Here is a 19,405-nt window from a genome sequence, read left to right on the forward strand (position 1 = left end):
CTACTTCTTGTTCTTCTTGCGCGGCTTGACGGTGATGTGGATCGGGGTGCCGGTGAAGTCGAACTCCTCGCGGAGCTTGCGCTCCACGAAGCGGACGTAGCCCGGGTCCAGCACGCCCGTCGTGAACAGGACGAACTTCGGCGGCGAGACGCCGGCCTGCGTGGCGAACAGCACGCGTGGGGCGCGACCGCCGCGGATCGGGTGCGGCGTGGCCTGGACCAGCGCGGTGAGCCACTGGTTGAGCTGGCCGGTGGGGACCCGGCGCTCCCAGTTGCTCAGCGCGGTGCGCAGCGCCGGAGCCAGCTTGTCCACCGCGCGGCCGGTCAGCGCCGAGACGTTGACGCGGACGGCCCACGGGACCCGGCGCAGCTCGCGGTCGATCTCCTTGCTGAGCTGGTAACGGCGGTCGTCGTCGACCAGGTCCCACTTGTTGAACGCGATGACCAGGGCCCGCCCCGACTCGATGACCATCGTGATGATGCGCTGGTCCTGCTCCGAGATCACCTCGCTGGCGTCGAGCAGGACGATGGCGACCTCGGCCGCCTCGATGGCGGCGTTGGTGCGCAGCGAGGCGTAGTACTCGGTGCCGCTCGCGTGGGAGACCCGCTTGCGCAGGCCCGCCGTGTCGACCAGGTGCCAGGTCTCGCCGCCGAACTCCACGAAGCTGTCCACGGGGTCGACGGTGGTGCCGGCCACCGAGTCGACGACCGCCCGCTCCTCCTTGGCCAGCTTGTTGAGCAGCGAGGACTTGCCCACGTTCGGACGGCCCACGAGGGCGATGCGGCGCGGGCCGGCCTCTCGCGGTACAACCGGGCGGGCTTCTGGAAGGTTTTCGAGGATCTTGTCGAGAAGGTCGCCGGACCCGCGGCCGTGCAGGGCCGACACGGGGAAGGGCTCCCCCAGCCCCAGGCCCCACAGGCTGGAGATCTCGTGCTCGAGGCGCTCGTTGTCGACCTTGTTCGCCACGAGGATGACCTTGCGTCCGCTGCGGCGGAGCATCCGGACGGCGGCCTCGTCGTCGGCGGTCGGCGGGATCGTGGCGTCGACGACGAACAGGACGACGTCGGCGGTCTGCGCGGCGATCTCGGCCTGGGTGGCGATGGCCTTGGCCCGCTCGCGGGCGTCGGGGAGCCAGCCGCCGGTGTCGACGATGGTGAAGTTGCGGCCCGACCACTCGGCGTCGTAGGCGATCCGGTCGCGGGTCACCCCGGCCACGTCCTCGACCACCGCCTGGCGGCGCCCGAGGACCCGGTTCACCAGCGTGGACTTGCCGACGTTGGGACGCCCGACGACGGCCACGATCGGCAGCGCAAACTCGACGTCCTCGTCCGTACTGAACTCGAAGACGTCTTCTGACACATCGCTCACGCCATCACCTTGTCGAGCATTTGTCGGAGCCGCTCGACCACCTCGTCGATGCCGAGCTCGGTGGTGTCGAGCACCACGGCGTCGTCGGCCTGGCGGAGGGGGTCGGCGGCGCGGGTGGAGTCGAGGCGGTCGCGGCGGGCGAGGTCGGCCGCGGTGGCGGCCTGGCTGGCAGCGTTCTCGGAGCTGCGGCGGCGGGCCCGCTCCTCGGCGTCGGCGGTCAGGTAGACCTTCAGGTCGGCGTCGGGGGCGACGACGGTACCGATGTCACGCCCCTCGACCACGATCCGCTCGGATTCGGCGATGATCGCGCGCTGGCGGTCGACGAGGAGGCGGCGCACGGCCGGCACCGCGGACACCGCCGACACCGCGGAGGTGACCTCGGCTCCGCGGATCTCGCGGTCGACGCCGATGCCGTCGACGCTGATGTGCGGGGTCGCCGGGTCGGTGCCGATGGTCAGCTCGACGCTCTCGGCGACCGCGGCGATCTTCACGGCGTCGCCCAGGTCGACGTTGTCGCGCAGCACCGCGTAGGTGACCGCGCGGTACATCGCGCCGGTGTCCAGGTAACGCGCGTCGATCGCCTGGGCGACCCGCCGGGAGATGGTGGACTTGCCGGAGCCCGACGGCCCGTCGACGGCAATTACCAATTGCCGACCCTCGTCGTGCACGCCCGTCTCCTCTGGCTCGATGAAACCCTTCAAAACAGTACCTGTCCCGCCGATGACCGTTCCTACGGGAGTGCGCCGGGGCGCTCGTCACAAGGGTCGTACGAGCCGGTGACGCAGGGCTCACCCATCGTCTTGTCGACCTCGGGCAGGCGGCCGAGCACCGTCTGGGCGATCTCGAGCAGCGCGTCGACCTGGTCCGGGCGCAGCGCGTCGAAGAACCAGTGCCGCACGTGGGCCACGTGCCGGGGCGCCGCCGCGGCGACCGCCTCCCAGCCGGCCTCGGTCAGCACGACGAAGGCGCCGCGCGGGTCGTCGGCGCAGGGCTCCCGGGCGACGAGCCCGCGGGCCGTCATCCGGGTGATCTGGTGGGTCAGCCGGGTCTTCTCCCAGTCGGCGGCCAGGCGCAGCTGGAAGATCCGCAGCCGGCCGCCGGGGGCCTCCGACAGGCTGGCCAGCACGAGGTACTCCGAGATCGTGAGCCCCGTCTCACGCAGCAGCTGACGGGCAGTGCGCCGCTGGACCTCGGAGTTGAGCGTGTTGTACGCCCGCCAGGCCCGCTGCTCCCGCTCGTCGAGCCACTCGGGGTTCGTCACACCGAAAGTCTACGGCCATGGGTGACACATCACCCTTGGCGTGAGCTATGGTCTTGGTGACACGTCACCCTACGCGTGAAGGAACGAACCACCATGACGAAGGTCGGGATCATCCTCGGCAGCACCCGCCCGGGCCGTAACGGCGAAGCCGTGGCCAAGTGGGTGTACGACATCGCCAGCAAGCGCACGGACGCGGAGTTCGAGCTGGTCGACCTGCTCGACTACAAGCTGCCGCACCTGGACGAGGCCGCCCCGCCGTCCTTCGGCCAGTACGCGAACGACCACACCAAGCAGTGGTCGGCCAAGATCTCCCAGTTCGACGCGTACATCTTCGTCACGCCCGAGTACAACCACTCGACGAGCGGCGCGCTGAAGAACGCGATCGACTTCCTCTACACCGAGTGGAACAACAAGGCGGCCGGCTTCGTGAGCTACGGCTCGGCCGGCGGCACCCGCGCCGTGGAGCACCTGCGGCTCATCGCGGCCGAGCTGCAGATCGCCGACGTGCGCGCGCAGGTGGCGCTGTCGCTGTTCACCGACTTCGAGAACTTCAGCGTCTTCAAGCCGGGCCCGCAGCACGAGACCACGCTCAACACGGTGCTCGACCAGACCATCGCGTGGGGCCAGGCCTTGTCGACCCTCCGCAAGGGCTGAGAGAGAACCCGGCTAGATCGCTCGGGAGAAGCGCGCGGCCAGCTCAGCGCCGGCCGCGCGCAGCTCCGGCGGCCCGACCAGCTCGAAGTCGTGCCCGAACATCCCGAACCACGCGGCCAGCCCGGCCCAGGACCACGAGCCGGCGGTCACCCGGCACCGGTCCGGCCCGTCGTCCTCGACGAGCCCCTGGCCACGGATCCACTCGTTCGCGGCCGCGGCCGGCACGTGCAGGATCGCGGTGCCCCGGCACGGCGAGGCATCGTGGCGCTCGAACCGCTCCGCGATGAACTCGGCGACGTCAGCGGCCGGCAGGGCGCGCGGCCCGAACCGCGGCCCGTTCGGCGTACGCGGTGTCATCCGGTCGACCCGATACGTGCGCCAGTCCGCCCGGTCGAGGTCCCAGCCGACGAGGTACCACCGCCCGCCCCAGGTCACCAGATGGTGCGGCTCGGCCCGGCGCGGCGGACCTTCGGCGGCCGCCGAGCCCTCGACCATCTCCCGTCGCCCCGCGTAGTCGAACCGCAGCACCTCCCGTGCCCGCACGGCGGTCCCGATCGCCAGCAGGTGCTCGGCGTCGATGTCCCCTTCGTGCCAGGAGCTCTTGGGAATCCGCGTCACCTGCAGCGCGTCGACCCGGTGCCGCAGCCGCGCGGGCATCACCTGCCGAACCGTCGCCAGGGCCCGCAGCGCCGCCTCCTGCACGCCCTGCACCGACATGGTCGCCGTCTGGAGCGCGACCGCCACGGCCACGGCCTGATCGTCGTCGAACAGCAGTGGCGGCAGCTCCGACCCGGCGTCGAGCCGATACCCGCCGTCCGGCCCGCGCGTGGCCTGCACCGGGTACCCGAGCTCACGCAGCCGGTCGACGTCCCGCCGCACCGTCCGCGGGCTCACCTCGAGCCGGTCCGCGAGCGTCCGTCCGGGCCAGTCCCGCCGCGCCTGGAGCAGCGACAGCAGGGCGAGCAGGCGGGCCGACGTCTCGAGCATGGCCCCAGTATCGGCCGAATTGCGGACAGCAACAGACCGCAAAACGGATTCCGAGGCCGCTTCGCTCCCGCCCCGGGTAAGGGGGCTCAACGCCCCCTGCACCCCCTGCGGACAGTCACACGCCGGCCGCCGACCACCCGGCAACCGCCGTCGGCGAGGGCCGGCAGCTACTCGCCGACCGCCTTGAACAGGGCACCGATCTCACCCTGGTTCAGGTGGCGCGTCCGCCCCGGCCGCAGGTCGCCCAGCCGGATCGGCCCGATCTGCGTGCGGATGAGCCGCTGCACCGGGTGCCCGACCGCCTCGAACATCCGCCGCACGATGTGGTTGCGCCCCTCGTGCAGCACGACCTCGACGAGCGCGACCTTCCCGTAGGCGTCGACGACCCGGAACGAGTCCACCTTCACCGGCCCGTCGTCGAGCGCCACGCCGGCCTTGAGCTCCCGGCCCATCGACCGCGGCACCGGCCCCGGGATCTCGGCCTGGTACGTCTTCGCGACCTCGTAGGACGGGTGCATCAGCTTGTGCGCGAGCCCGCCGTCGTTGGTCAGCAGCAGCAGGCCCTCGCTCTCCTGGTCGAGCCGGCCGACGTGGAACACCCGCGTGTTGATGTTCGGCAGGAAGTCCGAGATCGCGTCCCGGCCCTTCTCGTCGTCCATCGTGGAGACGACGCCGGCGGGCTTGTTCAGCGCGAGGTACACCATCCGGGTGTCGGTCATGAGCCGCGACCCGTCGACGTGAATGGCGTCCCGGGCCGCGTCGGCCTTGTCGCCGAGCGTGGCCTCCTTGCCGTTGACCGTCACCCGGCCCGCGTCGATCATGCGCTCACACGCGCGCCGCGACCCCAGTCCGGCCGCGGCCAGGATCTTCTGCAGCCGCTCCTCGTTGCGCGGCGGCTCCGCGTCGGGCGGCGCATCGAACGCCGATCCCTGGAACTCGGACTCTATGGACGGGTCAACGCTGGGCATCGGCGATCTCATCTATGTCGTCGGGGAGGAACGGGGCGAGCGGGGGCAGCTGCTCAACACTGTTGAGCCCGAGCTTCTCCAGGAACAGCGTGGTCGTGCGGTACAGGAACGCACCGCTCTCCGGCTCACTGCCGATCTCTTCGATCAGCCCTCGCAGTACCAGCGTACGGACAACCCCGTCACAGTTCACACCGCGGATGGCCGAGATGCGCGACCTGGTTACCGGCTGCTTGTACGCAATCACAGCCAGTGTCTCCAGCGCCGCCTGCGTGAGCCGGATCTGCTGCCCGTCGAGCACGAACTTCTCGACGTAACTGGCATACTCCGGCCGCGTGTAGAGTCGCCACCCACCGGCGACCCGCCGAAGATCGAACCCGAACCCCATCCGGGTGTACTCCTCCGACGCCGCCACCAGCGCCGACAGCACCCGCTCGACCGGCTGCTCCAGCACCTGGGCGAGCATCATCTCCCCGGTCGGCTCGTCGACGACGAGCAGGATCGCCTCGAGCGCCGCCCGCAGCTCGGCGTCGCCCATCTCCGGCTTCTCAGCAGCCGGGGCCTCCGGCGCCTTACCCGCCGCTGCCAACCCGGGAAGCACCGCAGGCGCCGACTCACTTTCCGCCGAAGGCGCAGACCCCTCCGCAGCCCCGACCGCCGGCTCGCCCTCGGCCGGCTCCGTCTCGGCCGGCTCCACTGCGTCACCCTCGGCAGCCCCAGAGGTAACGCCGATTGCCACCGGAGCCTGACGCTCAACCTCACCTTCAGGCCCAGCGTCAGCTTCCGCCTCCAACCGGCCCTCAACCCCGACATCGCCCGCCGCCACCACCGGCTCAGGCTCCACCGCGGGCTCGACCGAAGCCTCAGGCTCGACCAGCACCTCGGGCTCGACCGACGCTCCCGGCCCGGCGGGCACCTCAGACTCGACCGACGCTCCCGGCCCGGCCGGCACCTCAGACTCGACCGTCACCTCGGGCTCGACCGAGACTTCGGGGTCGACCGGCACCTCAGGCTCGACCAAGGCTTGCGGCTCAGCCGGCACCTCAGGCTCGACCGAGGCTTCCGGCTCGGCCGGCGGCTCAGGCTCGGCCGGCACCTCGGCCCCGCGCTCCGGCGACGACTCCACCTCAGCGTCGGCCGCGGCGGCCGGCTCGAGCTCCGGGCCGGTTGCCGACTCCCGCGAGGGCTCGGCCGCGGCATCGGTCTCGAGGTCTAGTAGAGGGTTGGGCGCGTCTTCAGGTACGACGGCGGGCTCTGGGTCTGCGGCTTCTTCCTCGGCGTCCGACTGCCACTGCAGGTCGGGGAAGGACTGGGGTGGCGCCTCGGGCTTCGGACGGGCCCACGGCGGGACCCAGCTCGCGGCCTGATCGGCCAGCGAGCCCGAAGGCTTCTCGTCCTCAGCGTTCACGCTTCCACCTCGTCGTGCGGGTCCGGCTCCGAAGCATCCAACGATTCCCCGGCATCCGCCAATTCGGCCGCCTCGCCCTCGGCCGCCCCGTCCTCGGCCGCCCCGTCGGTGGGAGCCCCGTCGGTGGGAGCCGGGCTCGCGTCGGCCGGTGCGCCCTCGAACTCGTCGACCTGGATGTCGACGCCGACGTCCTCGGTGGCCGTCCAGCGGACCGTCAGCTCCCCGAGCGCGAGGGGCTGCTCGAAGTTGATGAGGTTCTCCCGGTACAACTCCAGCAGCGCCAGGAAGCGGGCCACCACCTCCAGGGTCGACTCGCAGTCGATGCACAGGGCGGTGAAGGTCGCCTCACCCTGCTCGATGAGCCGGTCGCGCAGGATGTTGGCGTGCTCGCGGACGCTTACCCGCACCTGGTGGATGTGGGCGACCGAGACCACCGGCACGACCTTGGGCGTGAACACCTTGACGGCCAGCTTGAGCAGCCGCTCCGGGCCGACGTGCAGGACCAGGTCGGGCAGGGCCTCGGCGTAGCGGGGCTCCAGGGAGACGGCGCGCGGGTAGCGGCGGGAGCCGACGGCCTCCAGGCCCTGGATGTGGGCGGCCGCCTCCTTGAACGCCTTGTACTGCAGCAGCCGCGCGAACAGCAGGTCGCGCGCCTCGAGCAGGGCGAGGTCCTCCTCGTTCTCGACCGTCGCCGAGGGCAGCAGCCGGGCCGCCTTGAGGTCGAGCAGGGTCGCCGCGATCACCAGGAACTCCGACGCCTCGTCGAGGTCCCAGTCGTCGCCCATCGCCCGGATGTAGGCGATGAAGTCGTCGGTCACCGTGTGCAGCGCGACCTCGGTGACGTCGAGCTTGTGCTTGCCGATCAGCTGCAGCAGGAGGTCGAACGGGCCCTCGAAGTTGGCCAGCTTGACCTTGAACCCGGTGGTCGCGACGTCGGCCGCGGCCGGCGAGCCGGATTGGCCGGCGTCCGGCGAGCCGGGCACCGCGGCGGCCGGCGGCTCAGCGTCCGGCGAGTCGGGCGCGGCGATGTCCGCCACGACCGCAGGCGTCTCCACCACCGGCTCAGTCACCCGAAGAACCTAGCGCACGAACAGCGAAAAGCCCCTACTCACAGCCGCCGCTCGGCCTGCTGGGCGATGACCTCACGGGCCAGCTGCCGGTAGTTGCGGGCCCCCGACGACGACGGGTCGAGCGTCGTGATGGGAGCACCGGCGACAGTCGACTCCGGGAACTTCACGGTCTTCGTGATGACGGTCTGGTACACCTTGTCGCCGAACGCCTCCACGACGCGCTGCAGCACCTGGCGGCAGTGCGTGGTGCGGCTGTCGTACATGGTCGCGAGGATGCCCTCGAGCTCCAGGTCGAAGTTGAGCCGCTCGCGCACCTTGTCGATGGTGTCCAGCAGCAGCGCGACGCCGCGGAGCGAGAAGAACTCGCACTCCAGCGGGATCATCACGCCGTGCGCGACGGTGAGCGCGTTGATCGCCAGCAGGCCGAGGGACGGCTGGCAGTCGATCAGGATGTAGTCGTACTCCTTGAGCACCGGGCGCAGCACCCGGGCCAGGGCCATCTCGCGGGCGACCTCGGTGACGAGCTGGATCTCGGCCGCCGAGAGGTCGATGTTCGCGGGCAGCAGGTGCAGCCCGGCGATGTCCGTTTTGATCCGGATGTCCTCGACCGTCACGTCGGAGTCCATCAGGATGTTGTAGATCGTGAGGTCGAGGTTGTGCGGGTTGACGCCGAGGCCGACCGACAGGGCGCCCTGGGGGTCGAAGTCGACGAGCAGCACGCGCCGGCCGTACTCCGCCAGTGCCGCACCCAGGTTGATGGTCGACGTGGTCTTGCCGACGCCGCCCTTCTGGTTGGCCATGGCGATGATCCGCGCCGGGCCGTGCCTGTCCATCGGCATCGGCTCGGGGATCGGCTTGCGCATCGTGTATGCCGTCGGGTCGGCCGGACCCAGCTCAGCGCCGAGGTCCAGCGAAGCCCGCTCCTGCTCGGCGCGCATCGTCGTGGTCCACGACTCCGCCTGGTCGCCCATGCCTGTCATCGCTGGTCTTCGCCCCTCCCGGCGGCAGTGGCTCCGCCCCGGAGGAGCCGAGATCGGCGCCGGCCTTGTGGGGGAGCGAGTCAGCCGTTGCCCGACTGTACCGCCCCTGCAGGGTACATATCGCGCCGCGCGCCCGGCGTGTCGCGAAGCTCATCGTTGGGTACGGTCATTGCCGTGTTGGGACCAGGGGACGTGCTCGGCGACCGGTACCGCCTCGAGGAGTTCGTCGCCAGCGGCGGCATGGGGCAGGTCTTCCGCGCCACCGACAAGACGCTCGGCCGTACGGTGGCCGTGAAGGTGCTGCTGCCCGGCCACATGAGCAACACCGAGTTCGGCCGCCGGTTCCGCTCGGAGGCCCGGATCATGGCCTCGCTCGGCCACCCCGGCGTCGTCGGCGTCTACGACTACGGCGAGACCCCCGAGGGGACGCTGTTCCTGGTCATGGCCTTCGTCGACGGCCGCCCGCTGGGTGAGCTGATCAACGAGCACGGCACCCTGCCCGTCGGGCAGACCCTCGACATCGTCGCCCAGGCCGCCGACGCGCTGCACGCCGCCCACGAGCGCGGCATCATCCACCGCGACGTGAAGCCCGGCAACCTCCTGGTCACCGAGTCCGGCGCGGTCACCCTCGTCGACTTCGGCGTGGCCCGCTCGTCCGATGTGACATCGGTGACGAAGGTGAACGCCGTCATCGGCACCGCGCTGTACATGTCCCCGGAGCAGGCGTCGGGCCGCCCGATCTCCCCGGCGGCGGACATCTATGCGCTGGGCGTGGTGGCCTACCACTGCGTCACCGGCGCCCCGCCCTTCAACGGCAACTCGCCGCTGGAGATCGCCCTGAAGCACCTGCAGGACGAGCCGCCCCCGCTCCCGGAAACCGTCCCGGTCGCCACCCGCGCCCTGATCGAGCGCGCGATGGCGAAGAACCCGGAGGACCGCTACCCGACCGCCGCCGCCATGGCCTCGGCCGCCCGCGCGGCCGGCCACGGCACCATCGAGGACCCGGTCGCCATCCCGGTCCGCGCCGCCGCCCCCACCGTCGTCGTCACCCCGCCCACCCCGGACGGCGCCGACGACGGCAAACCGGGCCGCCCGGCCTGGGTCCCGATCGTCGCCACCCTGGCCGGCATCGCCCTCATCACCGGCGTGGTCCTGGCCATCGTGGCCCTCTCCCGCGAGGTCTTCGACCCCAAGATCCCCGACGCCAAGCCCCCGTCGTCGGCCGCTGTCACACCGTCGGCCACGAACAAGGCCCCCGCCAACCCGGGGCCCTCGCACAACCAGTCACAGAACACCTCGACCGCCCCGGCCAGCCCGACGACGGCCGCCCCGCCGAGCTCTCCCGCGCCGGGCTCGCAGCCTCCGGCCTCCCCCACCCCGGACAAGGCCCCGACCACCACCGCCGCCCCGCCCCCGACCACGGGCCCCGCGACCCCGCCCCCGGCCTCGGTGGAGGCGACGATCGTGGTGGGCGGCAACGGCGGCTGAGCACAGCGCGCCGGTTCACCCGCAGCACCCGCGCAATAGCACTGCGTTGCCCGGGCCGGCCGGGTCGCAGCGGCGGCCGGCGCCGGCACACCGCCGCGGGCCCCGATGCCCGTCGAAACAGCCGGAAATCGGGGCGAACCGCCGACGAAATTTCCCCCGATCGTGTGCAACCCTTCCTCCGGGCAGCGCCGTCTACCCCCGGACGAAGGGAGCCCGAACGGGTGAACCAAGACGACGAGGCGCACTTCCGCGAATTCGTCACCGCACGATTCGACGGTCTGCGCTCGCTCGCCTATCTGACGTGCGGGGACTGGCACGCCGCCGAGGACGCGGTGGCCGCGTCGCTGGCGAAGCTGTATGTGCGCTGGACAAAGGTCGACACCCCGCTGGCGTACGTACGGCGGGCGATCGTGCACGCGCTTGTCGACGAGTCACGGCGGCCCTGGCGGCGCCGTGAGCGGTCGGCCGGATACGCGCTGCCCGAGCTGCCCGGCCCGGACCACGCCGATCAGGTCGACGAGCGGCTCCGGATCCGCGCCGCGCTCGCCCGTATGGCACCCGGCCAGCGCGCGGTGCTGGTGCTGCGGTACTACGAGGGGCTGAGCGTTGAAGAGACCGCCGAGGTGCTCGGCCGCCAGCCGGGGACCGTCAAGAGTCAGACCGCCCGCGGGCTCGCGGCGCTCAAGACACTGCTCGGCACGGACGAGCTCCGCGTCACGGACGACCTTTCAGCGGGCACTGCAAAGAGTGTCGGCCGCGAGCTGGATGGGAGGGAAGGGCATGGAACGGGATCTGCACACGCTGCTGACGTCGGTCCGGGACGACGCGCCGCCACCGCGGCTCAGCGTTGACGACATCACCGCCGCGGGGCGGCACCTGGTGCGGCGCCGCCGGCGCAACGCCCTGCTCTCCTCCGCCGGCGGTGGCGTGGTCACGGCGATCGCCGCGGTCACCGCGGCCCTGATGCTCGCCGGCGGCCCCAGCACCCTGGCCCCGGCCGTCGACCCGAGCTCGCTGCCCAGCGCCGCCTCGCCGGCCCCGACCGCGTTCGCCGCGGCGCCGGCGTTCACCACGACGTACAAGGGCTTCCAGGCGAACGGCTACAAGGTCAGCGACCCCGACGTGGTCACCAACGCCTACCAGCAGTCCTCGATCGACGGCGCCGGCCCGATCCTCGATCCGTCGCCGCAGCAGACGGTCACCGGGGCGCCCGGGGCCCGGCCCGGTGGCTTCGCCGAGCTGTACCCCGGTGGAAGCCTTGTCGTGTACCGCCCCGACGCCTTCGACCCGTCGATGTTCCTGAAGGTCGCCGAGAAGATCCAGATGCCCAGCGGCGAGGGGCTGCTCGCGTACTCCGGCGGCGGCACCAACGGCCCGCTGGCCCCGTCGACGGCCGCCAAGGCCGCCATGGACCGGGGGCAGCTGATCCCGGCGCTGGCCTGGCAGTACATGGACGGCGCCTGGGCGGCGATCTACTGGTCGTCGTGGGAGAACGTGCCCACGCGCGACGACCTGGTCGCCATCGCCGAAGGGCTCACCCCGGCGGCGCCGCGGCCGTTCCCGGTGGCGTTCCAGAGCGCGAACCCGATCAAGGGCTACCACCTGCTGGCGGCGAGCTACGGCGGCGACGTGCAGGACGCCGGCGACGTCGTGTCGTCGGTACGCCTGATCCAGCAGTACGTCCGGCTGCCCATCTTCGAGCCGTACGACTTCGCGGATGTCGGCGTGCTCACCCTCGCCGCCGGCCGGATCGACGCGGGGCCGAAGCTGGCCGGCCGGCTGGACTGTGACGGCGACCGGCTGCGCTGCACGAAGGTGCTGGACAGCGGCACGGTGTTCGTCATGGCCGAGGCCGACGGTTACAAGACGCCGGCCGGCGGCCAGCTCACCCAGATCACGCTGGGCATCAAGCCGCAGAACCTCGACAACGGCGAGAACTGGCCAACTGTCACGAAGGTCTACCAGTAACGCGGCGGCACCCCGGAAATGTCACGTGCGCGTGGGCCGGGGTGCTGTTACCGTTGTCGCATGCGTTTCTGAGCCCGTTGACGCCGCGCGCGCCGTCGCCGCACCGCTGATCCCGGTGCCGCTCGACGGCCCCCGTTGTGGGTTTCCTGCACTCTCCCGCTTCGTGCTCTCGCGCGGTCTCCGCTTGTTCACGCGCCTCGGATCCGGCGCACCAGCCGCAGCCAGTCCCGCGAAGGAGACGCTCATGCCTGCCGTGAACGACGAGCCGAACGACACCACCGAGACGCCTGAGGACACCGCGCCCGCCAACCCGCTCGAGGCCATCCGCCGCGCCCAGGCCAACCGCACCTATCCGGGCCAGGACGGCACGGGCGGCCGGGGCGGCGTCGGCAAGGGCGGCAACCCGAAGGCGCCGAAGATGTACAACCGCCACAAGTAACACACGGGTCAGAGGGCGGCCGTGAGGTACCGCTGCACGGTCGCCCCCACCCGCTGCACCACCTGCTCGGTCGTCATCGCCGCCACCGGCGGGATGCGCAGGATGTGCCTGCACATCGCGAGCCCGAGCATCTGCGTCGCCAGCAGCCCGGCCCGCTCGGCCGCCTCGTCCTCGCCGGCGCCGCTGAGCTGGCGCACCACGGGGACGATCTGGTCGCGGAACACGTCGCGCACCCGCTCGGCGACCGTGTCGTCGGTCGCGGCCGAGCGCAGCAGCGTCAGCAGGACGTCCCCGGTCGGATCGTCCTCCCAGCGCCGCACCCAGTGCCGCACGAGCTCCGCCCCCGCCCTCTCGGCCGGCAGCCCGGCCACGTCGGGCATCCGGAGATCGATGTCGACCGCGGCGGCGAAAAGCCGCTCCTTGTTGCCGTAGTACCGCATCACCATCGACGGATCGATGGCGGCGTCGGCGGCGATGGCCCGGATCGTGGCCCGCTGATACCCGTCCTCGGCGAACCGCACCCGGGCGGCCCGCAGAATCGCGGCGCGCGTGGCGTCCGAGCGGCGAGCGGTCATCCCCCGACCCTAAGCCAACAAGCGTTGGCACTACTCCACCGGGTCAGCGGGCGCGTGGATGGGCCGTTGCGTACACCTCGCGCAGGCGGTCGACGGTCACGAGCGTGTACACCTGCGTGGTCGTCACCGAAGCGTGCCCCAGCAGCTCCTGCACCACCCGGATGTCCGCTCCGCCGTCGAGCAGGTGCGTGGCGAACGAGTGACGCAGCGTGTGCGGCGAGACGCCCGCGGCCCCGTCGACCGGCAGTCCCGCCGCCGCGGCCGCCTTCCGCAGGATCGTCCACGCGCTCTGCCGTGACAGCGCTCCCCCGCGAGCGTTCAGGAACACCTGCGGGACCCCGGTGCCGTGCGCGGCGAGCGAGGGCCGGGCCCGCACCAGGTACGCGTCGAGCGCCGCCCGCGCGTAGCTGCCCATCGGCACCAGCCGCGTCTTGCCGCCCTTGCCGTGCAGCACGGCCATCCCGGGCCGCGCGTCCAGGTCGAGATCGTCGACGGCCAGGCCGACCGCCTCGGAGATGCGGGCACCGGTGCCGTAGAGGAACTCCAGCAGGGCCGCGTCCCGCAGATCGAGCGGCCCGTTCGGCGCGACCGCGAGCAGGCGCGCCACCTGGTCCACGTCGAGCGCCTTGGGCAGTCGTTTCGGCAGCGCCGGCGGCTTGACCTCGCGCGACGGGTCGGTCGCCGCGAGCCCTTCCAGCAGCGCGAACCGGTGCAGCCCCCGGACCGCACTGGCGGCGCGCGCGGCCGAGGAGGCGGACAGCGGCGGCGTGTCACCGGCCGGGGCGCGCAGGTCGGCCACGTGCGCGGCGATGTCCCGGGCGGTCACCGCGGCGAGGTCGGTGATGCCCGCCGCGACCAGCCACTCGACGTAGCGGTCGAGGTCGCGGCGGTACGACAGCAGCGTGTTGGCGGCCAGCGCCCGCTCCACCGTGAGGTGATCGAGGTAGGAGTCGACGGAGCGGCGCAGATCCACCATGGTGTTCTATGCCAGGACGCGGTCCACGGCAACGTGATCCATGCCGTGCGCCTCGGCGACCGGGCCGTAGGTCACGTGTCCGTCGTGCGTGTTGAGTCCGAGCGCGAGCGCCGGGTCGCGGCGCAGGGCGTCGCGCCAGCCGCGGTCGGCCAGCTCCAGCACGTAGGGCAGTGTGACGTTCGTCAGCGCGTAGGTGCTCGTGTGCGGCACCGCGCCCGGCATGTTCGCCACGCAGTAGAAGATCGAGTCGTGCACCCGGTAGGTCGGGTCGTCGTGCGTCGTCGGGTGCGAGTCCTCGAAGCAGCCGCCCTGGTCGATCGAGATGTCGACGAGCACGCTGCCCGGCTTCATACGCTTGACCAGCTCGTTGCTGATGAGCTTGGGCGCCTTGGCCCCCGGGACGAGCACGGCCCCGATCACCATGTCGGCGTCGAGCACCGCCTTCTCGATCTCGTACCCGTTCGATGCGATCGTCTGCAGGTGGCCCTGGTAGATCGCGTCGGCCGCGCGCAGGCGGGAGATGTTCTTGTCCAGCAGCAGCACCTCGGCCTGCATGCCGATCGCGATCGCGGCCGCGCCGAGCCCGGAGACGCCGGCGCCGATGACGACGACCTTTGCCGCGTACACGCCCGACACCCCGCCGAGCAGGATCCCGCGCCCGCCGCCGGCCCGCATGAGGTGGTACGCCCCGACCTGCGGTGCCAGCCGCCCGGCGACCTCGGACATCGGGGCGAGCAGCGGCAGCGACCGGTCCGCCAGCTCGACCGTCTCGTAGGCGATGCCCGTCACGCCGCGATCCACGAGCGCCTGGGTGCAGTCCCGGGACGCGGCCAGGTGCAGGTAGGTGAACAGGACCTGCCCGGCGCGCATCCGGCCGTACTCCTCGGCGACCGGCTCCTTGACCTTCAGGACCAGCTCGCCCTCGCCCCAGGTGTCATCGGCGGTGGGCAGGATGGTGGCGCCGGCCTCGCGGTACTCCTGGTCGTTGATCGACGACCCCAGCCCGGCCCCGGCCTCGACGAAGACCTCGTGCCCGTGCGCGGCGAGCTCGTGGACGCCGGCGGGTGTGATCGCCACGCGGTACTCGTGGTTCTTGACCTCGCGCGGAATTGCGACCTTCACGGTTGGACCCCTCTCCACTCAGCGCGCCATTACGCTGTGTGCACACGCCGGAGTTTATGGCCCTTTTGGGGTACCCGATGGCAGCACAGTGTGAACTCCTCACCAGCGGAGTTGACACTGTGCTGGCCGGCGAGCGCGGCACTGTGCGCCGATACCGGGTGATCTATTCTCACAACCCATGACGGTGTACGGCGGCCCTCGCCCCGAACTGCCAGCTCCGAAGCCGGACAGGCTCCTCCTCGGCGCGGCCGGCGCGGCCCTCCTGGCGGTCATCGTGGGCGTCGTCTTCGCCGTCCAGGCATTCATGTCCGACGACCCCCGGACGACCGCCGCACCGCCGGTGGAGCAGTCCTCGGCCGCCCCCGCGTCGGCCACTCCCCCACCGCCCCCGACGTCCGCCGCCCCGTCCCCGTCACCCACGCCGAGCCCCACGCCGACGAGGAAGCCGGCGATCCTGGCGGCCAAGCCGTCGCTGATCCACCCCGCCCACTCGGGCCTGTGCCTGCAGGCCAACGCCGGCAACGGCGGCAACGCCACCCAGCAGGGCTGCGACGGCAACAACGCAACCGAGCTGTGGGTACCGCAGGCCATGGGCGACAGCACCGAGATCTTCCAGTTCGTCAACGCCGCCGACAACCGCTGCCTGAGCGTGAGCAACAACTCCTCGGACAACGGCGCCCAGGTCTGGATCTGGGACTGCCACGCCGACACCGGCCAGCTCTGGAAGCTGGTGGGCGACAACGGCGGCTATCGCCTGCTCAACCCGAACAGCAACAAGTGCGCCAGCATCTCCGGCGGCAACCCCGCCCCTGGCACCGTCATGGTCATCTGGGACTGCAACGGCGCCGCCGACCAGCGCTGGTCCTTCCAGCCGACCGGCTAGGCCGGCTGGTCGGGCAGGCTGCTGAACTGCAGGCCGGCGAGCCTCCAGCCGCCGGGCTGCGCGACCCAGATCTGGCTGGCCCGCGACGTCAGCGCCATCGCCTGCCCCTGCCACACCGAGCGGCTGCGCTGGACGTATCGCACGACGGCCGCGCGGTCGTAGGCGCTCACCTCGACGTCGCTGCTGTCGAGGGCGGTGTACGCGAAGTCGGCGAACTTCGCGATCCACTGCGCCTTGTCCAGCACGTACCCCTGATCGCCGATGGAGCGGAAGTCCTCGGCCAGCAGCTCCCGCAGGGCACCGGTGTCGGCTCGCAGCTCGGCCTGCACGAACGCCCGGTGAAGCGCGTAGACATCAACGTTCACGGCGCAACGTTAGGCGCGGATGAGGGCGATGGCCATCGTCAGCAGGGAGCCGGCCGAGGCGACGGTGCGGACCAGGTTCCAGGTGATCCAGCGGTCCTCGAAGGCCTGGCGGACGGCGGACGGGTCGGTGATGGTGGCTGCCGGGCCGGCGGCGTTCAGGGTGTCGTTCAGCGGGACGTTCACGGCGGCGGTGACGACGAAGGCGACGGCGTAGAGGACGGCGGCGGCGATCAGCCAGGGCAGCGGGCCGCGGTGGGCGGCGGCGAGGTGCAGCAGGACGGCGGCCACGGCCAGGAAGAAGGCGCCGACGTAGACGGTCAGGAACCAGCCGTTGAGGATCGCGGTGTTGATCTTCTGCATCACGTCGATGAACGTGCGGTCCTCGACCAGGCGCAGGGCGAGCATGACCGACGTCGAGTACGCGAAGAAGACGCCCGCGGAGAGGCCGACGAACAGCGTCGTGGTGGCGAGGACGAGGTTTCTCATGTCACTCAGTGAATCGGCAGGCGTGTAGACGCGCCATGGTCCAGGCGCGCTGATGCATGTGCGAGCGTCTACGGTGGTGGGATGGATGCGTTGACGGCACTGCTCGACGGGCCGCGGGCCCGGGGGGCCTTCCTGCTCCGGTCGGTGTTGAACCCGCCCTGGTCGCTACGGATTCAGGACGAGGCCGCGCTGGCCATTGCGGCCGTCGTGCGGGGGGCGGCCCACTACGTCGGGGACGACGGACACGTCGTCGGGGCCGGGCCCGGGGACGTCCTGGTGATCCGGGGGTCCGAGCCCTACACGGTGGCCGAGCCGGCGGGGACGGCGCCGCAGATCGTGATCCATCCGGGACAGCGGTGCACCACGCCGGAGGGCGAGGATCTGGCCGAGGTCATGCATCTCGGGGTGCGCACGTGGGGTACCGACGAAGCCGGCTCGACGCTCGTCATCACAGGCGCCTACCAGCTCTCCGGCGAGGTGAGTCAGCGGCTGCTGTCGGCGCTGCCGCGGGTGCTCGTCGTGCCCGCGGACGAGTGGGACACCCCGCTGATCAGGATCCTGGCCGACGAGATCGCCAAGGATCGGGCCGGGCAGGAGGCGGTGCTCGACCGGCTGCTGGACCTGATGCTCATCACCGCGCTGCGGACGTGGCTGGCGCGGCCGTCGTCGGGGGCGCCGGGGTGGTACCGGGCGCAGTCGGACCCCGTGGTCGGGCCCGCGCTGCAGCTGCTGCACCACAACCCGGGGCACCCGTGGACGGTGGCCGAGCTGGCCGCGAAGGTCGGGGTGTCGCGGGCACTGCTGGCCCGGCGGTTCGGGGAGCTGGTCGGCGAGCCGCCGATGGCCTACCTGACCGGGTGGCGGCTGGCGCTCGCGGCCGACCTGCTGCTGGAGCCGGACGCGACGCTTGACGCGGTGGCCCGGAAGGTCGGCTACGGCGGCGCGTTCGCGCTGAGTGCGGCGTTCAAGCGTGTCCGCGGCGTGTCTCCGCAGGCCCATCGGGAACAATATTCGGCATGACAGGCGTCACCGGCACCAGCACCTGCCCCTGCGGCCTCGGCGAGTCGTACGACGACTGCTGCGGCAAGTACCACCGCGGCGCCGAGCCGCCGAGCGCGGAGCTGCTGATGCGGGCCCGCTACAGCGCGTATGTGGTGGGCGACCGCCGGTTCCTGCTGCGCACCTGGCACGAGAAGACCAAGCCGCGCGCGCTGACGCTGGAGTCGGACCAGAACTGGCAGGGGCTCACGATCCTGGCCCGGGAGGGCGGCGGGCTCTTCGACACCGAGGGCATCGTGGAGTTCCAGGCCCGGTACCTCACCGACGGCCGCTCCGGCCGCATGCACGACCGGAGCCGGTTCCTGAAGGTCGCCGGCGCCTGGCGTTACGTGGACGAGGTCGACTGAAGCGCGCGCCACTCGCGGTCGAGCATGGCGTAGATGTACTGGTCGCCGAACTCGCCCTTGAACAGCTCGTCCTCGACGAAGTGGGCCTCGCGGCGCAGACCCAGCCGGGTCAGCAGGCCCCAGGACGCGCTGTTGCGGGTGTCGCAGGCCGCGTAGATGCGGTGCAGCCCCAGGCCCTCGAAGCCCAGGCGGAGCATCGCCTCGGCGGCCTCGCGGGCGTAGCCGCGGCCGTAGAACTCGGGGTTGAGCGTGAAGCCCAGCTCGCCCTGCTGGTGCTTGATGCTCGCCCACTTCAGCACCACCTGGCCCACGACCCGCGGCACGCCGTCGGGCACGATCGCGAGGGTGAGCCACTGGCCCTCCTGCGTCAGCTCGCCCTGGGCGATGCGCCGGTCGAGGGCGGCCCGCGTCTCCTGCGGGGTGTGCACCTCCCAGTAGAGGTACCGCACCACCTCGGGGTCGCCGGTCATGGCGTGCAGGTCGTCGAAGTCGCCCGCGGTGAAGGGGCGCAGCGTCAGGCGCTCGGTCCGGATCGGATACTCGGGTCGCAGCACTCGCGCAGACTAGTCTTCGACGGCGGTCTCGAGCCTCACAATTGTTCCGGCGTCGCCGGTGGTGACGGTGACCTCGTCGACCAGGTGCCGGGCCAGCCACAGGCCGCGCCCGCTCACCGCGCTGCTCGGCGGCAACGCGGCCTCGCCGTCGAGGCGCTCCTCGGGGATGCCGGCGCCCTTGTCGACGACCTCGCAGACCAGCAGGCCCTCGGTGAGCCACATCCGCAGCGTCCCGCCGCCGCCGGCGTGGCGCACGGCGTTGGTGACGATCTCGTTGACCGCGAGCACGAAGTCCTCGAGTCGCTGCCCGATCAGCCCGGCCGCGGCCGCGCCGCGGTTCACGGCGTGGCGGACGGGCGTGATGAGTGCGACGTCGAAGTCCTCGACCAGCAGCGCCGTCGTCTGAACGGCTTCAGCCACGGTGTCACCTTTCCGCTGCGCCTCGCATCG

The 19,405-nt window shown here is 71.6% G+C and carries 23 protein-coding genes; 8 read left to right on the forward strand and 15 right to left on the reverse strand.

Annotation, left to right across the window (positions count from 1 at the left end):
- The 3 genes from der to Dvina_RS41430 all read right to left on the reverse strand — a co-directional run bounded on the left by der (nucleotide 1) and on the right by Dvina_RS41430 (nucleotide 2,629).
- Nucleotides 1–1,359 (reverse strand): ribosome biogenesis GTPase Der, encoded by a 1,359-nt coding sequence (gene der, locus Dvina_RS41420; protein WP_246656654.1) that lies wholly within the window; start codon nucleotides 1,357–1,359, stop codon nucleotides 1–3.
- 5 nt (nucleotides 1,360–1,364) lie between these two features.
- On the reverse strand, nucleotides 1,365–2,036 hold the full coding sequence (gene cmk, locus Dvina_RS41425; protein ID WP_223095694.1) for a (d)CMP kinase: 672 nt from the start codon (nucleotides 2,034–2,036) through the stop codon (nucleotides 1,365–1,367).
- Nucleotides 2,037–2,098: 62 nt separating this feature from the next.
- Nucleotides 2,099–2,629, reverse strand: a complete 531-nt coding sequence (locus Dvina_RS41430; RefSeq protein ID WP_223095696.1) for a MarR family winged helix-turn-helix transcriptional regulator — start codon at nucleotides 2,627–2,629, stop codon at nucleotides 2,099–2,101.
- Between the two features lie 93 nt (nucleotides 2,630–2,722).
- On the opposite strand from Dvina_RS41430, the gene Dvina_RS41435 reads away from it, so the two are divergent.
- Entirely contained in the window at nucleotides 2,723–3,283 is a 561-nt protein-coding gene (locus Dvina_RS41435; RefSeq protein ID WP_223095698.1) for an NADPH-dependent FMN reductase, read from the forward strand.
- Between the two features lie 12 nt (nucleotides 3,284–3,295).
- On the opposite strand, the gene Dvina_RS41440 is transcribed toward Dvina_RS41435, so the two are convergent.
- From Dvina_RS41440 to Dvina_RS41460, 5 genes are all read right to left on the reverse strand, one after another.
- Nucleotides 3,296–4,270, reverse strand: coding sequence for a helix-turn-helix transcriptional regulator (locus tag Dvina_RS41440; RefSeq protein WP_223095700.1), 975 nt, complete (start codon nucleotides 4,268–4,270; stop codon nucleotides 3,296–3,298).
- Between the two features lie 167 nt (nucleotides 4,271–4,437).
- Complete coding sequence (locus tag Dvina_RS41445; RefSeq protein WP_223095702.1) at nucleotides 4,438–5,238, reverse strand: pseudouridine synthase; 801 nt, start codon at nucleotides 5,236–5,238, stop codon at nucleotides 4,438–4,440.
- Nucleotides 5,225–5,974 carry an SMC-Scp complex subunit ScpB gene (gene scpB, locus Dvina_RS55565; protein ID WP_425516574.1) on the reverse strand — a complete coding sequence of 250 codons (750 nt, stop codon included), beginning with the start codon at nucleotides 5,972–5,974 and terminating at the stop codon, nucleotides 5,225–5,227. The genes Dvina_RS41445 and scpB overlap by 14 nt, the downstream gene beginning before the upstream one ends.
- A gap of 665 nt (nucleotides 5,975–6,639) precedes the next feature.
- Entirely contained in the window at nucleotides 6,640–7,713 is a 1,074-nt protein-coding gene (locus Dvina_RS41455; RefSeq protein WP_380031250.1) for a segregation and condensation protein A, read from the reverse strand.
- Nucleotides 7,714–7,751: 38 nt separating this feature from the next.
- Nucleotides 7,752–8,693 (reverse strand): ParA family protein, encoded by a 942-nt coding sequence (locus tag Dvina_RS41460; RefSeq protein ID WP_223095704.1) that lies wholly within the window; start codon nucleotides 8,691–8,693, stop codon nucleotides 7,752–7,754.
- Between the two features lie 174 nt (nucleotides 8,694–8,867).
- Between Dvina_RS41460 and Dvina_RS41465 the strand changes: the two genes are divergently transcribed.
- From Dvina_RS41465 to Dvina_RS41480, 4 genes are all read left to right on the forward strand, one after another.
- Nucleotides 8,868–10,181: a serine/threonine-protein kinase gene (locus Dvina_RS41465; RefSeq protein WP_246655653.1), complete on the forward strand. Its 1,314-nt coding sequence runs from the start codon at nucleotides 8,868–8,870 to the stop codon at nucleotides 10,179–10,181.
- A gap of 221 nt (nucleotides 10,182–10,402) precedes the next feature.
- A complete protein-coding gene (locus tag Dvina_RS41470; protein ID WP_223095706.1) occupies nucleotides 10,403–11,032 on the forward strand; it encodes a SigE family RNA polymerase sigma factor in 630 nt (209 codons plus the stop codon).
- Nucleotides 10,962–12,149 carry a hypothetical protein gene (locus tag Dvina_RS41475; protein WP_223095708.1) on the forward strand — a complete coding sequence of 396 codons (1,188 nt, stop codon included), beginning with the start codon at nucleotides 10,962–10,964 and terminating at the stop codon, nucleotides 12,147–12,149. The genes Dvina_RS41470 and Dvina_RS41475 overlap by 71 nt, the downstream gene beginning before the upstream one ends.
- Nucleotides 12,150–12,393: 244 nt before the next feature.
- Nucleotides 12,394–12,588 (forward strand): hypothetical protein, encoded by a 195-nt coding sequence (locus tag Dvina_RS41480; RefSeq protein WP_223095710.1) that lies wholly within the window; start codon nucleotides 12,394–12,396, stop codon nucleotides 12,586–12,588.
- 8 nt (nucleotides 12,589–12,596) lie between these two features.
- Here Dvina_RS41480 and Dvina_RS41485 read toward each other — a convergent pair whose 3' ends face one another.
- The 3 genes from Dvina_RS41485 to ald are packed head-to-tail and all read right to left on the reverse strand — an operon-like array spanning nucleotide 12,597 to nucleotide 15,261.
- Complete coding sequence (locus Dvina_RS41485) at nucleotides 12,597–13,163, reverse strand: TetR/AcrR family transcriptional regulator (RefSeq protein ID WP_223095712.1); 567 nt, start codon at nucleotides 13,161–13,163, stop codon at nucleotides 12,597–12,599.
- A 43-nt stretch (nucleotides 13,164–13,206) separates the two neighbouring features.
- Complete coding sequence (locus tag Dvina_RS41490) at nucleotides 13,207–14,139, reverse strand: site-specific tyrosine recombinase XerD (RefSeq protein WP_223095714.1); 933 nt, start codon at nucleotides 14,137–14,139, stop codon at nucleotides 13,207–13,209.
- Between the two features lie 6 nt (nucleotides 14,140–14,145).
- Nucleotides 14,146–15,261 carry an alanine dehydrogenase gene (gene ald / locus Dvina_RS41495; RefSeq protein ID WP_223095716.1) on the reverse strand — a complete coding sequence of 372 codons (1,116 nt, stop codon included), beginning with the start codon at nucleotides 15,259–15,261 and terminating at the stop codon, nucleotides 14,146–14,148.
- Between the two features lie 178 nt (nucleotides 15,262–15,439).
- Here ald and Dvina_RS41500 point away from each other — a divergent pair, with 178 nt between their 5' ends.
- A complete protein-coding gene (locus tag Dvina_RS41500; RefSeq protein ID WP_223095718.1) occupies nucleotides 15,440–16,144 on the forward strand; it encodes an RICIN domain-containing protein in 705 nt (234 codons plus the stop codon).
- Here Dvina_RS41500 and Dvina_RS41505 read toward each other — a convergent pair.
- Nucleotides 16,141–16,509: a nuclear transport factor 2 family protein gene (locus Dvina_RS41505; RefSeq protein ID WP_223095720.1), complete on the reverse strand. Its 369-nt coding sequence runs from the start codon at nucleotides 16,507–16,509 to the stop codon at nucleotides 16,141–16,143. The two genes, Dvina_RS41500 and Dvina_RS41505, sit on opposite strands and share 4 nt — an antisense overlap.
- 9 nt (nucleotides 16,510–16,518) lie before the next feature.
- On the reverse strand, nucleotides 16,519–16,995 hold the full coding sequence (locus Dvina_RS41510; RefSeq protein WP_223095722.1) for an anthrone oxygenase family protein: 477 nt from the start codon (nucleotides 16,993–16,995) through the stop codon (nucleotides 16,519–16,521).
- A gap of 81 nt (nucleotides 16,996–17,076) precedes the next feature.
- Here Dvina_RS41510 and Dvina_RS41515 point away from each other — a divergent pair, with 81 nt between their 5' ends.
- Nucleotides 17,077–18,015, forward strand: a complete 939-nt coding sequence (locus Dvina_RS41515; RefSeq protein ID WP_223095724.1) for an AraC family transcriptional regulator — start codon at nucleotides 17,077–17,079, stop codon at nucleotides 18,013–18,015.
- Complete coding sequence (locus Dvina_RS41520; RefSeq protein ID WP_223095726.1) at nucleotides 18,012–18,401, forward strand: YchJ family protein; 390 nt, start codon at nucleotides 18,012–18,014, stop codon at nucleotides 18,399–18,401. Before Dvina_RS41515 ends, Dvina_RS41520 begins: the two co-directional genes overlap by 4 nt.
- Here Dvina_RS41520 and Dvina_RS41525 read toward each other — a convergent pair.
- Nucleotides 18,380–18,955, reverse strand: coding sequence for a GNAT family N-acetyltransferase (locus Dvina_RS41525; protein ID WP_223095728.1), 576 nt, complete (start codon nucleotides 18,953–18,955; stop codon nucleotides 18,380–18,382). The two genes, Dvina_RS41520 and Dvina_RS41525, sit on opposite strands and share 22 nt — an antisense overlap.
- A gap of 9 nt (nucleotides 18,956–18,964) precedes the next feature.
- Nucleotides 18,965–19,375, reverse strand: a complete 411-nt coding sequence (locus Dvina_RS41530) for an ATP-binding protein (RefSeq protein ID WP_246655654.1) — start codon at nucleotides 19,373–19,375, stop codon at nucleotides 18,965–18,967.
- Nucleotides 19,376–19,405: the final 30 nt, after the last annotated feature.

This window comes from Dactylosporangium vinaceum, assembly GCF_019904175.1.
In the GTDB taxonomy this organism is placed as follows: Bacteria; Actinomycetota; Actinomycetes; order Mycobacteriales; family Micromonosporaceae; genus Dactylosporangium; species Dactylosporangium vinaceum.

What these genes read in the sequence shown, in the direction of transcription:
- Dvina_RS41435 (WP_223095698.1), top strand. Translation starts at nt 2,723, where the DNA reads ATGACGAAGGTCGGGATCATCCTCGGCAGCACCCGCCCGGGCCGTAAC.
- Dvina_RS41440 (WP_223095700.1), bottom strand. Translation starts at nt 4,270, where the DNA reads ATGCTCGAGACGTCGGCCCGCCTGCTCGCCCTGCTGTCGCTGCTCCAG.
- Dvina_RS41445 (WP_223095702.1), bottom strand. Translation starts at nt 5,238, where the DNA reads ATGCCCAGCGTTGACCCGTCCATAGAGTCCGAGTTCCAGGGATCGGCG.
- Dvina_RS41460 (WP_223095704.1), bottom strand. Translation starts at nt 8,693, where the DNA reads ATGACAGGCATGGGCGACCAGGCGGAGTCGTGGACCACGACGATGCGC.
- Dvina_RS41475 (WP_223095708.1), top strand. Translation starts at nt 10,962, where the DNA reads ATGGAACGGGATCTGCACACGCTGCTGACGTCGGTCCGGGACGACGCG.
- Dvina_RS41480 (WP_223095710.1), top strand. Translation starts at nt 12,394, where the DNA reads ATGCCTGCCGTGAACGACGAGCCGAACGACACCACCGAGACGCCTGAG.
- Dvina_RS41485 (WP_223095712.1), bottom strand. Translation starts at nt 13,163, where the DNA reads ATGACCGCTCGCCGCTCGGACGCCACGCGCGCCGCGATTCTGCGGGCC.
- Dvina_RS41490 (WP_223095714.1), bottom strand. Translation starts at nt 14,139, where the DNA reads ATGGTGGATCTGCGCCGCTCCGTCGACTCCTACCTCGATCACCTCACG.
- Dvina_RS41500 (WP_223095718.1), top strand. Translation starts at nt 15,440, where the DNA reads ATGACGGTGTACGGCGGCCCTCGCCCCGAACTGCCAGCTCCGAAGCCG.
- Dvina_RS41510 (WP_223095722.1), bottom strand. Translation starts at nt 16,995, where the DNA reads ATGAGAAACCTCGTCCTCGCCACCACGACGCTGTTCGTCGGCCTCTCC.
- Dvina_RS41515 (WP_223095724.1), top strand. Translation starts at nt 17,077, where the DNA reads ATGGATGCGTTGACGGCACTGCTCGACGGGCCGCGGGCCCGGGGGGCC.
- Dvina_RS41520 (WP_223095726.1), top strand. Translation starts at nt 18,012, where the DNA reads ATGACAGGCGTCACCGGCACCAGCACCTGCCCCTGCGGCCTCGGCGAG.